Here is a 12,730-nt window from a genome sequence, read left to right as displayed (position 1 = left end):
CGGAGTACGGGACGGGCCCGGGACGCGTCGCGCGCCCGGGCCCGTCCCGTATCGGCGCAGGTCAGCGGACCTGGACGGATGCGACCAGAGTGTTGAGGTCCGGCCAGAGCTTCTTGTTCGTCTCCGGCAGTACGACCCACAGCACCGAGGGACGGACCCGCCCGGTGTCGACCACTAGGACCGCGTTCAGGTCCATCGTGGACGGCACCCCGCGCTTGTGGAAGTGGATTTCGCTGACCAGCAGCCAGGCGTCGTGCCCGTCGACCTTCAGCGGCTGCGAGGCGACGTCGACCAGGATCGCCTGGTCCCGGGGGTACTCGTAGCGCCGCCGCTCGTCCATCACCGCGCCCGCCACGCCCCGCAGCTCCCCGGTGCCGCCGGCCGCGGCCATGATGTCCTCGTCGACCTGCGTGGACTTCACGAGTGCGCGCTGGCGCCCCTCCTGCTTGCGGGTGAAGCCGTCGAAGACCGGATCCAGCGTCTTGCTCCGGTCCCACGTGCCGCCCAGCTCCGCGTATTCCAGGGAGGAGTCCGTGACGGTGCCGATGACCGGCGAGCCCTCGCCCGGGTAGTCCGGCACCTCGACGGTCCCGGTGAGCCGCCGCTCCTCGGGCAGCGGGGAGGCGCCGGGGGTGAGAGTGGGCACGGGGATGCCCCGCTGCGGGGCGTCCGCGGTGCTGCCCGCGCAGGTGGCGGACGAGGAGTCCGGTGTGCTGTGCGCCTGCTGGACCACCTTGCCGTCGACCAGCACGGTGCACGTGAGGGTGCCCCCTTCCTGGTCCTCGCGGCTTCTGACGTCCAGATAGAAGTCGGCGCCCGCTGCCAGCGTGACGGTCTTGCGGTACGGCAGGATGACGACCCCGTAGGGCACGTGGCTGTCCGCCTCCCCGACGGTGAGGTCCACCGAGGGGTGGTCGCCCGTGGCGATGTAGGTGACCTCGACCCGCTGGGACTCCTTGTCCGGGGATGCCCCGTCGTCGCTCGGGTCGCCGACGGCCAGGGCCAGGCCCACCGCGCCGAGCGTGACCACCTCGAAGAGGATCACCAGGGCGCCGACCAGGTAGAACCCGCCCGGGATCCGGTCGAAGATCTTCCTGCCGCGGCCGGAGTGGAACTCGCGTCTCGGCTGGGATGTCTGCGTCATGTCGTCCTCCCCCTCACGCCCGGCCGCTGTCGCCGGACCGGCGGTCGGCCGGCTCGTCGGCGAACCGCGTGGCCAGCAGCCCCGCCTCCCGCGCCTCGTCCAGCACCCGGTGCAGGTCCTGGAGCCGGGACCGGTCGGCGAGCCCCTCGATCTCGGCGACGGCCAGCTCGTCCCGCACCGTGTTCACCACCAGCTCGTGCATGTCCTCGCCGAGTTGCTCCAGCTCCCGTACGGCCTCCCACTCGCGGTACGCCGCGTCCGCCGCGCGGGTGTTCTCGGCGTACCGCTCCAGCGCCTCCACCCGCTCCTCCAGCGCGCTCGACGACAGCCGCAGCGCCTGCCGCTGCCTCCGCAGCACCTCCTCCACCCGCGAGCCGGAGGCGTCCCCGGCAGCGGTGCGCACCTTCCGCGCCAACCGGGTCAGCTCGGCCAGGCGCTGGGCGATCTCGTACTGCTGGGCCGGCAGCGTCACGTCGTTGGCGATGTCGTCCAGCAGCCCGACCCGGTCGACCTGCGACTGGAGCACCGCCGTCACGGCGGCCTGGGCGCGCTCCATCCGGCGCAGCGGCGAGTGGCCCAGCAGCTCGCGCAGGGAGTCGTCGCCGAAGTCCTCGGCCAGGTAGTAGCGGCCGTGGCGCAGCCGGGCCACCCGCTGCCGCTCGTCGGTCCCGCAGCCGAGGACGACGATCAGCAGCCAGGCCAGCAGGTGCACGCCCACGACGGTCAGGACGAACGCCTCGAACCCGAACTGGACCCCGACCCAGATCAGCCCCGCCTGCGCCGCGAGCCCGACGGCCAGGCCGGGCCACACGCCGATCAGCGCCCACAGGATCGTCACCGGCAGTAGCGCGCACACCGCGGAGGCCCCCAGGGCCGTCCAGATGTCCGCCTTGGTACGGCCGCCCAGCCCCGGCTCCTCGGGCAGCGGCAGCGTGGCCGGGAAGAGTCCGTCGGCGGACCCCTCCAGCAGCGCGCGCTCCGCGTCCTCGAGGGCCGGATCCACCACCGGCCGCAGCGCAACCTCCTGCGCCATACAGCAACACCCCCCACAGGTCGGGGGAGATCGTGACACACGCCGCAGGGACCGCCCCACGCCGCCCCTGGTCCGCCGCCACCCGGCCTCGGGGCCCTTCCACCGACCTTGCCCTCTTCCGATTCACCACGCATCATTCGAGGTGGGTCCGGTCGGTGCCGGGCCTGAGGGGACCGGGGCCCTGTTGCCGGAGAGGAAGGGGCGGACCGCTACCCGGCAGCACGTAGACACGGAGACAGCGATGTCCTCTGATCCCACGCCCGCGCACGCGCCCTCGCAGGACAGCGAGCCGGACACGCCGAGCCTCGACTTCGCGGGCACGACCCCCTACGAGGACTACGTCAAAGCGGACGTTCTCACCCATCTGCAGCACACCCTCTCCGACGATCCCGGAGAGATGGTCTTCCTGGTCACCACCCAGGTGATGGAGCTGTGGTTCACCGTCATCGTCCACGAGTGGGAGACGGCGGCCGGCGCCCTGCGCGAGGACCGCATCCAGGTGGCGACCGACGCGCTCAAGCGTTCGGTGCGGGAGCTGGAGGCGCTGAACGCCTCCTGGACGCCGCTCGCGGGCCTCACGCCGGCCCAGTTCAACTCGTACCGCGGCGCTCTCGGCGAGGGTTCCGGCTTCCAGTCGGCGATGTACCGCCGTATGGAGTTCCTGCTCGGCGACAAGTCCGCGTCGATGCTCGTCCCGCACCGCGGCGCCCCGCGCGTCCACGCCGAGCTGGAGAAGGCGCTGCACGAGCCGAGCCTGTACGACGAGGTGGTCCGGCTGCTCGCCCGGCGCGGGTACGACATCCCGGACGCCGTGCTCCGGCGTGACGTCACCCAGAAGTACGAGGCGGCGCCCGAGGTGGAGGCCGCCTGGACGGCCGTGTACTCCGGCGACCAGAACGGCGAGCTGGCCCGCCTCGGCGAGGCGCTCACCGACGTCGCGGAACTGGTCTGGCGCTGGCGCAACGACCACCTGGTGGCCACCCGCCGCGCGATGGGCTCCAAGACGGGTACGGGCGGCTCGGCCGGGGTGGCCTGGCTGGAGAAGCGGGCCCGGAACAACGTGTTCCCCGAGCTGTGGACGGCGCGGTCCTATGTCTGAGCTCATCGACACGGCCGAGGCACTGGACGCCGCCGACGAGCTGGCGGCGCTGCGTGAGCGGTTCGTCCTGGACGACGTCGTCTATCTGGACGGCAATTCGCTCGGCGCCCTCCCGGCCGGCGTCCCCGCGCGCGTGGAGGACGTCGTACGCCGGCAGTGGGGCGAGCTGCGCATCCGGTCCTGGGAGGAGAGCGGCTGGTGGACCGCGCCCGAGCGGATCGGCGACCGGATCGCCCCGCTGGTGGGGGCGGCCGCCGGGCAGGTCGTCGTGGGCGACTCGACCAGCGTGAACGTCTTCAAGGCACTCGTCGCGGCGGTCCGGATGGCGGGTGAGGGGCGGGACGAGATCCTCGTCGATGTCACCACCTTCCCCACGGACGGGTACATCGCCGAGTCGGCCGCCCGGATGACGGGGTGCACCCTGCGCCCGGTGGCCCCGGCCGAGGTGCCGTCGGCGCTGGGGGAGCGTACGGCGGCCGTGCTCCTCAACCACGTCGACTACCGCACGGGCCGGCTGCACGACCTGCCCGCGCTCACGGCCGCGGTGCACGCGGCGGGGGCGTACGCCGTCTGGGACCTGTGCCACAGCGCGGGCGCCCTGCCGGTCGGGCTGGACGAACACGGCGTCGACCTGGCGGTCGGCTGCACCTACAAGTACCTCAACGGCGGCCCCGGTTCGCCCGCGTACCTGTACGTGCGCCGTGACCTCCAGGACCGCTTCGACTCCCCGCTGCCGGGCTGGAACTCGCACGCCGAGCCCTTCGGCATGCGGCCCGCGTACGCCCCGGCCTCCGGTGCGCTGCGGGGCCGGGTCGGCACGCCGGACATCCTCTCCATGCTCGCCCTGGAGGCGGCGCTGGACGTGTGGGACGAGGAGGCGGTCTCGGTGGCGGCGGTGCGGGCCAAGTCCCTGGCGCTGACGGACTTCTTCCTGCGCTGCGTCGGGGAGTACGTCCCGGACGGCCGGGTGGAGTCCCTGACTCCGGCCGCGCACGCCGAGCGGGGCAGTCAGGTCGCGCTGCGCTGTGACGACGCCGGTGACGTCATGAAGCGGTTGATCGAGCGCGGGGTGGTCGGGGACTTCCGTGCCCCGGACGTGCTGCGCTTCGGCTTCACCCCGCTGTACGTCGGTTTCGCGGACGTGGAGCGGGCGGCGCGGGTGCTGGCGCGGACACTGGACGAAACCGGCTGAGGAACCGGTGGCGGGCTCCGGCGCGTGAACGCGGGTGTGGATGATGTGGATCATGTGGATCACCGGACCCGTGGCTGCGCCGGATGCCTCGCCGGTGTGATCGGCGCCTCGACCGCGCTGCTCACCTGGGCGCCGCTCGCTCGCGTCAGCGTCACCGGCGGCTTCGAGCAGGAGCATCGCGACCTCAGTGTGCTGTACGTCGACCTGCCGCTCGTGGCGCTTGGCGGCGCGCTCGTGCCGGTGGTCGCGTGGACGCTGGGCCTGCGTCTGCTGGGCCGGCCGTGGGCGGCGGCACTGGTCGCCGTGGCCGCGCTCGGGTTGGGGGTGTGGGGTCTGACCGCCTGGTGGACACCGTACGAGCGGCCCGAGTTCATGGGGTAGGCCGGGCGTGCGCCTCACGGGGCGGTCCGGGCGTCCGTCCTGTCCCTCACCCTGCGTGACATCCCCATGTCCGTGCACGTCATCGGCCTGATACGGTCCCGCCAACGGCCGATTCCTTTCCTCCGGTCCGCCAACACCGTTTCGTCGCTGAGAGGTTGAGCATGCCGGACGCCGCCGCAGAACCGGGCACCGCTGCCGCGCGGAACGCCGCGGAGGAGAAGTCGGCCTTTTCGCACCCGGCGGTCGAACCCGACGGCACGGCGGTGTACGGCGATCACCCCGACCAGGTGATCGACTTCTACGTCCCGCGGGGGGCGGAAGCCGCGGGAGATGCCCCTGTTGTGGTGGTCCTGCACGGAGGCTCGTGGCGGGCGCCGTACGACCGGCGCCACGTCAGCCCGTTCGCCGGTTTCCTGGCCCGTCGGGGCTTCGCCGTGGCGAGCGTGGAGTACCGGCGCGGTGCGGAGGACACCGGTGAGGGCGGCGACGGGGGCGGCCCCGTCGCGGGGCGCTGGCCCGACACCTTCGACGACGTGGCCGCCGCGCTCGACGCGCTGCCCGCGCTGGTCCGGCAGCACCTCCCGGGGGCCGACCTGCGCCGTCTGGTGCTCACCGGCCACTCCGCGGGCGGCCATCTCGCCCTGTGGGCCGCCGCCCGGCACGTGCTGCCCGCCGACGCCCCCTGGCGCCTGGACCGTCCGGCGCCCCTGCGCGGTGTGGTCGCCCTCGCGCCGATCGCCGACTTCGAGGTCGCCGGGAAGCTGGACGTGTGCGGCGGTGCGGCCCGTCAACTCCTCGGTGGAGGTCGGTTCTTCGCCGAGCGCCGCCCGTATGCCGACCCGGCGCTGCTGCTGCCCACCGGCATCGCCACCACTCTCGTCCAGGGCCGGGCCGACGTCGATGTTCCGCAGGCGGTCGCCGAGGCGTACGCGGACGCGGCGGCGAAGGCCGGGGAGATGGTGGGCGTGACGCTGCTGGAGGACGTCGGCCACTTCCCGCTCATCGACCCGGCGGCGGACGCGTGCGCGGTGGTGGCGGAGGAGATCGCGCAGCTGGCCTACTGATCGTGCAGTCGCCCTGCTGATCGTGCAGTCGCCCTGCTGACTGCGTCCCGGTCGTACCCGTAGTACCTGAGAGCTACTTCGCAGGTGAGTTCCCTGGCGGGACGCGGGTTACTTCGCGCGATCCATAACTTTCCTTCCAGACAAGCCCGATGGGCGGCGTGCTGGAGGGGGAGAGGCCATGGGGCCGGGGACGAGGCCGGGGACGACGGTACGTTGGCGGCGGGGCGTGAGCAGATTGCGCCGCACCGCCCTCGCCGCGCTCATCTGTGGTGCGGTGGTCCTTCCTCTCTCCGGTGCCGCGCGGCCCGAGACCCCCGCCCCGGCCCCCGCAGCGCTCGCCGCCCCGACGGCCGGCACGCTGGCGCAGGCGTACGCCGCCAACCGGGCCAACGCGGCGGAGGCGTCCCGGATGGCCGCCGCCCACGGAGACCGGCGCCGCGCGGCGGCGGACCGCGCGCTGGCCGACCCCTCGCGGCATCTCCTGGCCTTCGACGGCCGGGGCGCCGGACTGGCCACGGAGGTCTTCGGCGATCTGGCCCCCGCCGACCGCGTCGCCGTCCTGGTCCCGGGCTCCGACACGAGTCTCGACACGTACGGCCGGTTCCGCGCCGCGGCTCTCGCCCTGCACCGGCAGCTCCTCGCCGACGCGCCCGAGGGCACCTCGGTCGCCGTCGTGGCCTGGCTGGGCTACGAGACGCCGGGCACCGTCAGCACGACGGTCGCCACCACCGACCGCGCCGACCGGGCCGCCCCGAAACTGCGCGCGCTGGTCGACGCCCTGCGCGGAACCACGGGCCCCGGCACCCGCCTCTCCCTTCTCTGCCACTCCTACGGCTCGGTCGTCTGCGCCCGCGCCGCCGACGGCCTGGACGTCGCCGACATCGCCCTGGTCGGCAGCCCGGGCACCGGCGCCGACTCCGCCGCGGGCCTGCACACCGACGCCCGGATCTGGGCGGCGCGGGGCGGCGACGACTGGGTGGAGCACGTGCCGCACCTCAGTGCCGACCTCTTCGGCACCACCGTCGGCTTCGGCACCGACCCGGTCTCCCCGGACTTCGGCGCCCGCACCTTCGCGGCCGGCGACGGCGGCCACAGCGACTACTTCGACGCCGGCTCCGTCTCCCTGACGAACCTGGCCCGCATCGCCCTGGGCGAGACCACGGAGGTGACCCATGACTGACGCGACACGAGTGTCGGGGGCGACACGAGCGCCGACGGAGACCCGGGCGGCGGAGACCGGGGCGGCGCGGCCGAACCCGGCGACGCGGGAGGCGCCGGAGACACAGTCGGAGAGACGGCCGGTACCGCCGCACGGCCCCCTGCACGGCCTGCGCCGCGCTGCCGTCCGGATCGACGCCGCCACCCCGGCGGAGCGGGACCGGGCCGTCGACGCCCTGCGCGCCTTCGCCATCCTCGGCGTGGTCCTCGGCCACTGGCTGGTGACGGCCCTGGTCGCCGACGGCAACAGCCTGCACGCGGCCAGCCCCCTGCGGGACATGCCCTGGCTGGCCCCGATCTCCTGGGTCTTCCAGACCCTCGCCGTGTTCTTCCTGGTCGGTGGCCATGTCGCCACCCGGGGCCATGCGTCGGCCCGCGCCCGCGGCACGTCCTACGGCCGCTGGCTGTCCGCCCGGCTGTCCCGGCTGTTCCGCCCGGTCGCGGCCGTCCTCACCCTGTGGACGGTGACGGCGGCGCTGCTGTTGCTGACGGGCGCGGAGTTCGTGACGGTCCACACGCTGGTGAAGCTGGCCCTGTCCCCGCTGTGGTTCCTGTTGGTCTTCGCCGTACTGACCGCGGCGACGCCGCTGCTGTCCCGGCTGCACCCGCTGTGGCCGCTGGTCGTCGTCCTCCACGTCGACCTGCTGCGCTTCGGCTTCGGCGCCCCGTCCTGGCTCGGCTGGATCAATCTTGCCGCCGGCTGGCTGGTCCCCTACACCCTCGGCGCCGCCTGGACCCGCGGCGAACTGGACCGCCGCCGCGCCGGCTGGATCCTGCTCGCCGGAGGCACGGCGGCGACGGCGGCACTCGTCGCCTGGGCCGGCTACCCGGCGTCCATGGTCGGCGTCCCGGGCGCCGCGGTCTCCAACCTCAACCCGCCGACGCTGGCCGCCGTCACCTTCGGCCTGGCCCAGTGCGGCCTCGCCCTGCTGCTGCGCGAGCGGTTGCGCCGCGTGATGCGGCGGCCCGTCCCGTGGGCGGCGGTCGCGCTGGTCAATCTCTCCGCGATGACGATCTTCCTGTGGCACCAGACGGCCCTGATGGCGACCACGGCCACCGGCCTCCTCGTCGGCCGGCTGCCCGGCCTGCACACGATCCCCGACGGCCTGGGCTGGGTCGCGGCCCGGCTCGTCTGGCTCCCGGTGTTCGCTCTGGTCCTGACCGGCTGCTGGGCCGCGTTCCGCTCCTGGGAGCGCGGTGGCGGGCGCCGGTCCCGGGTCGTCCGGGCCCATCACCCGCGGGGCCGGACGAGGGCGGCGGGTGCAGGTCATGTCTAGGGTGGGCCGGGTGATGCGAGGGGGGAGCCGCGTGATGCCGAAGGGAAGCCGGCGGGTGCTCACGGGCGGTCGGGTGGAGCGCGTGCTGCGGGTGCTGCACGACGACCTGTGGACCTGGCGGGCGGACCCGCTGCCACCGTCGGTGTGGCTGCGCTGGTTCCCGCACGGGGTCGTCTGTCTGGCCGCCCTGGGCGTGCTGCTCGGTGACGCGGCTCAGCTCAATGACAACGGCGGGGTCGACCCCGGGTTCGCCTTCCTGATCGCCCTCGCCCAGGCCGGCGCGATGGTGTTCGCGCTGTGGCGGCCGGTCGCGGCCTGGTGGCTGTCGACGGCGGCCATGCTGGTGGGGGCCTTGGCCGTGCGGGCCGAGATGGTCGTGGGGGGCGACAGGTTCACCTGGCCCTGGACGGCCGCCGGGCTGATCGCGCACCTGTTCGTCCTGTTGCTGCTCGCCCTGCGGGTCCGTACCCGGGTCTCCGCGGAGGCGCTGGCGCTGACCGCGCTCACCACCTACCTCGTCCAGGGCGTCGTGGGCGGGCTGGACTACCAGCCGACCGGCCAGCTCGCCGTCATCCTGTTCGCGGTCGTCGTGCTCCTGGGCACCGCCCTGCGCGGACGCCGCGAGGCGCGCACGGAACTCGCCCAGCAGACCTCGCTCACCGCCGAGGAGAGAGCCCGGCGCACCCTGCTGGAGGAGCGCAGCCGCATCGCCCGCGAGCTGCACGACGTGGTCGCCCACCACATGTCCGTGATCTCCATCCAGGCCCAGGTCGCCCCCCACCTCGTCGAGAACCCGCCGGACGAGCTGAAGGAGAACCTCGCGGGCATCCGGCAGAACGCGCTGGAGGCCCTCACCGAGCTGCGCCGGGTGCTCGGCGTGCTCCGCTCCGAACACCCCGAGGCACCGGACGCGTCCGGCACCGCCGGCGCCGCGGGCATCGCCGGCACCTCCGACACGTCGGGCACCGCCCCGCACGCCCCGCAGCCCACGCTGGACCGGCTGGACGCGTTGGTGGAGAACACCCGGGCCGCCGGACTGACCGTCACGACCGGGACGAGCGGGGCGCGCAGACCCCTGCCGCCCGGCGTGGAGCTGTCGGCGTACAGGATCGTGCAGGAGGCGCTGAGCAACGTCCTGCGGCACGCCCCCGGCGCGACCGCCCGCGTCCACCTCACGCATCTTCCGATCGGGCTGCGCGTGGAGGTCTCCAACACCCGACCGTCGCGGACCCCGCCGCCGTCGCAGGGGGCGGGGCACGGGCTGCTCGGTATGCGAGAACGGGTCGCGATGCTCGACGGCAGCCTCACGGCGCAGCCCCTGCCGGACGGCGGCTATCAGGTGGCCGCGTTCCTGCCGGCCGATGCCACCGATGCCACCGATGCCACCGATGCCACCGACGGCGATCGGTCCACCCACCCCATCACCGAGGACGACACTCCATGACGACCAGCGGCAACGGCCGTGTGATCCGCGTACTGATCGCCGACGACCAGCAGATGGTCCGGCAGGGTTTCACCGTGCTGCTCAACACCCAGCCCGACATCGAGGTGATCGGGCAGGCGGTGGACGGTCTGGACGCCGTGGCCAAGGTCGCCGAGCTGGCCCCGGACGTCGTCCTGATGGACATCCGCATGCCCGAGCTCGGCGGCATCGAGGCCACCCGCCGCATCACCGGGGCGACCCCGGAGATCAGAGTGCTGGTGCTGACCACCTTCGACCTCGACGAGTACGTGTACGAGGCGTTGCGGGCCGGCGCGTCCGGGTTCCTGCTGAAGGACGCGTCCGCCGACCAGCTCGCCGAGGCGGTCCGGGTGGTGGCGGCGGGGGACGCGCTGCTCGCGCCGGGTGTCACCCGGCGGCTGATCGCCGAGTTCTCCCGGCTGGACGACCGGCCCCGCGCTCCGCTGAAGGCCCGCGTCGGCGACCTGACCGAGCGGGAGACCGAGGTGCTCGCCCTGATCGCCCAGGGCCTGTCGAACGCGGAGATCGCCCGGCGCCTGGTGGTCGCGGAGCAGACGGTGAAGACCCATGTGGGCCGGATCCTGGTGAAGCTGGGCCTCCGGGACCGCACACAGGCGGCGGTGTTCGCCTACGAGTCGGGTCTGGTGAGACCGTCCGGGTACTGACGGACGGGTACCGGACCGGTCAGCACCCGGGCCGGTGCCGGGACCCGTAGTACCTGAGACGGATACCGAAGGACCCCTCTCACTGGTGACGACGGTGTACCCCGGCTCCGCCTACCGTTGCCGACGTGACCGAGACGACCCAGACGAGGACCGTGCCCCCCGGAGACGGAAGCGGGCCCCGCAGCCCCGAGTACCGGCTGGCCGTGGGCGCGCTGAGCGGACTGCGCGAGGACCTGTTCCACGAGGCCTTCGCCTACCGTCCGATGCCCCGCATGGCCACGGACGGCCCGCTGGCCCGCCGCCTTCCCGGCCGGCTGCGGGCGCACGCGGCCCGCCTTCCCTACGCGGCGGTGGCCGCCGTCGCGCTGCTGTGCTTCTACGGCGGCCTGGTCGACAGCGGGAGCGACGGCGCGCTGACCCTGCTGACCGGGCTGGTGTGCGCGGTCCCGGTGCTGGCCACACTGGTCCGGCCGGTCGGTGCCTTCTGGATGTCCATGGCAGCGACCCCCTTGGTCGCGCTGCTCGGCAGCGACTGGGGGGACTGGCCGTGGCGGCCCGGCGCGTTCCTGTGCCACACGGCGGTGCTGGTGATCGTGGCGATACGCACCCGGCCCCGGACGGCCGCGTGGATGTGGGCCCTGACCGCGGCGTACGGCTTCATCAACGAGTCCTTCTGGGGCGGGGGTCACTACGGCAGCAATGCCACTCCGCTGCTGGTGCTCACCGCCTTCGCCCTGCTCGTGGTCGCGGTCTGGCAGATCCGGCGCGACGCCCGTCAGCAGGTGACCGCCCAGGAAACGGTCACGGCGCACGAGCGGTCCCGGCGCACCCTCCTGGAGGAGCGCACCACCATCGCCCGCGAGCTGCACGACGTGGTGGCCCATCACATGTCCGTGGTCGCGATCCAGGCGGAGGCCGCGCCCTACCGGGTGGAGAACCCGCCGGAGGAGCTGGAGCGCGCCTTCGTCACCATCCGGGAGAACGCGGTCGCGGCCCTCACCGAACTGCGCCGTGTCCTCGGCGTCGTCCGCGCCGAGGACTACGAGGCTCCGGACGCCCCGCAGCCCACCCTCGCCGACCTGGACGCACTGCTGGCCAACGTGCGGGACGCGGGCCTGACGGTCGACAAGGCGGTGACGGGCGCGGTGCGTGAGCTGCCGCCCGGAGTGGAGCTGTCGGCGTACCGGATCGTGCAGGAGGCGCTGAGCAACTCGCTGCGGCACGCGCCCGGCGCCCCCGCCCGCGTCGAGGTCTCCTACGTCCTGGGTGGTTTGGGCCTCAGAATCGTCAACGGCCCGATGCCCGAGCCCTCCTTGGTCAAGCCCTCGCCCGGCGCCGGGCACGGCATCACCGGCATGCGCGAGCGCGTCTCGATGCTGAGCGGCGAGATGACGGCCGGCCCCACCGACGAGGGTGGCTACGAGGTGGCGGTGTTCCTGCCGGTCACGGCGGTTGCGAACGAAGGTGAAGCATGACCGACAGCACGATCCGGGTCTTGATCGCCGATGACCAGATGATGGTCCGTGAGGGCTTCTCGGTGCTGCTCAACGCGATGCCGGGCATCGAGGTCGTCGGCGAGGCGGTCAACGGCCGGGAGGCCGTGGCGAAGGTCCGTGAACTCGCTCCGGACGTCGTCCTGATGGACATCCGCATGCCCGAGCTGAACGGCATCGAGGCGACCAGGGAGATCGTCGCCGCCGACGGCGCGGCGAAGGTCCTCGTCCTCACCACCTTCGACCTCGACGAGTACGTGTACCAGGCGCTGCGCGCGGGTGCCTCCGGCTTCCTGCTCAAGGACGCCTCGGCCCGCCGGCTGGCCGACGGGGTCCGCGTGGTGGCGGCCGGAGAGGCCCTCCTGGCCCCCTCGGTCACCAAGCGTCTGATCACCGAGTTCTCGAAGCTGTCCGACGGCCCGCGCCTGATGTCCTCGGCGCAGGGGGCGTACGGCGACCTGACCGAGCGGGAGACGGAGGTGCTGGTGCTGATCGCGCAGGGCCTGTCCAACTCGGAGATCGCCGAGCGCCTGGTGGTCGCCGAGTCGACGATCAAGACGCACGTCAGCCGGATCCTGGTGAAGCTGGGCCTGCGGGACCGCACACAGGCCGCGGTCTTCGCCTACGAGGCCCGGCTGGTGACCCCGGGCTGACCGCCACCGGGCCAGGACTATGGGCAGCCGCCCCGCCGACGTCTTATCG

12 protein-coding genes are annotated in these 12,730 nt (G+C 73.4%); 10 read left to right on the top strand and 2 right to left on the bottom strand.

Annotated elements, in window-relative coordinates:
* Positions 1-61 precede the first annotated feature (61 nt).
* Complete coding sequence (locus ACIGO6_RS13615; protein ID WP_399875193.1) at positions 62-1,144, bottom strand: hypothetical protein; 1,083 nt, start codon at positions 1,142-1,144, stop codon at positions 62-64.
* A 13-nt stretch (positions 1,145-1,157) separates the two neighbouring features.
* Entirely contained in the window at positions 1,158-2,177 is a 1,020-nt protein-coding gene (locus tag ACIGO6_RS13610; RefSeq protein WP_399875191.1) for a hypothetical protein, read from the bottom strand.
* 241 nt (positions 2,178-2,418) lie between these two features.
* On the opposite strand from ACIGO6_RS13610, the gene ACIGO6_RS13605 reads away from it, so the two are divergent.
* From ACIGO6_RS13605 to ACIGO6_RS13560, 10 genes are all read left to right on the top strand, one after another.
* Positions 2,419-3,276, top strand: coding sequence for a tryptophan 2,3-dioxygenase (locus ACIGO6_RS13605; RefSeq protein ID WP_399875189.1), 858 nt, complete (start codon positions 2,419-2,421; stop codon positions 3,274-3,276).
* Positions 3,269-4,468: a kynureninase gene (gene kynU, locus ACIGO6_RS13600; RefSeq protein ID WP_399875187.1), complete on the top strand. Its 1,200-nt coding sequence runs from the start codon at positions 3,269-3,271 to the stop codon at positions 4,466-4,468. Before ACIGO6_RS13605 ends, kynU begins: the two co-directional genes overlap by 8 nt.
* Positions 4,469-4,522: 54 nt before the next feature.
* Positions 4,523-4,849: a hypothetical protein gene (locus tag ACIGO6_RS13595; protein WP_399875185.1), complete on the top strand. Its 327-nt coding sequence runs from the start codon at positions 4,523-4,525 to the stop codon at positions 4,847-4,849.
* Between the two features lie 161 nt (positions 4,850-5,010).
* The gene (locus tag ACIGO6_RS13590; protein ID WP_399875184.1) at positions 5,011-5,913 is read left to right on the top strand and encodes an alpha/beta hydrolase; all 903 of its coding nucleotides are present in this window, start codon (positions 5,011-5,013) and stop codon (positions 5,911-5,913) included.
* Positions 5,914-6,091: 178 nt separating this feature from the next.
* Positions 6,092-7,093: an alpha/beta hydrolase gene (locus tag ACIGO6_RS13585; RefSeq protein WP_399875182.1), complete on the top strand. Its 1,002-nt coding sequence runs from the start codon at positions 6,092-6,094 to the stop codon at positions 7,091-7,093.
* The gene (locus ACIGO6_RS13580) at positions 7,086-8,408 is read left to right on the top strand and encodes an acyltransferase (RefSeq protein WP_399875181.1); all 1,323 of its coding nucleotides are present in this window, start codon (positions 7,086-7,088) and stop codon (positions 8,406-8,408) included. Before ACIGO6_RS13585 ends, ACIGO6_RS13580 begins: the two co-directional genes overlap by 8 nt.
* A gap of 34 nt (positions 8,409-8,442) precedes the next feature.
* Complete coding sequence (locus tag ACIGO6_RS13575) at positions 8,443-9,852, top strand: sensor histidine kinase (RefSeq protein ID WP_399875179.1); 1,410 nt, start codon at positions 8,443-8,445, stop codon at positions 9,850-9,852.
* Positions 9,849-10,535: a response regulator gene (locus tag ACIGO6_RS13570; RefSeq protein ID WP_399875177.1), complete on the top strand. Its 687-nt coding sequence runs from the start codon at positions 9,849-9,851 to the stop codon at positions 10,533-10,535. Before ACIGO6_RS13575 ends, ACIGO6_RS13570 begins: the two co-directional genes overlap by 4 nt.
* A gap of 125 nt (positions 10,536-10,660) precedes the next feature.
* Complete coding sequence (locus tag ACIGO6_RS13565; RefSeq protein ID WP_399875175.1) at positions 10,661-12,010, top strand: sensor histidine kinase; 1,350 nt, start codon at positions 10,661-10,663, stop codon at positions 12,008-12,010.
* Positions 12,007-12,681 (top strand): response regulator, encoded by a 675-nt coding sequence (locus tag ACIGO6_RS13560; protein ID WP_399875173.1) that lies wholly within the window; start codon positions 12,007-12,009, stop codon positions 12,679-12,681. Before ACIGO6_RS13565 ends, ACIGO6_RS13560 begins: the two co-directional genes overlap by 4 nt.
* The last annotated feature ends 49 nt before the right edge of the window (positions 12,682-12,730 follow it).

Source organism: Streptomyces sp. NPDC053750, from assembly GCF_044544295.1.
Classification (GTDB): Bacteria; Actinomycetota; Actinomycetes; order Streptomycetales; family Streptomycetaceae; genus Streptomyces.
Note: the sequence above shows the minus strand (reverse complement) of the source record. Positions and strands in the feature narration are given on the sequence as shown.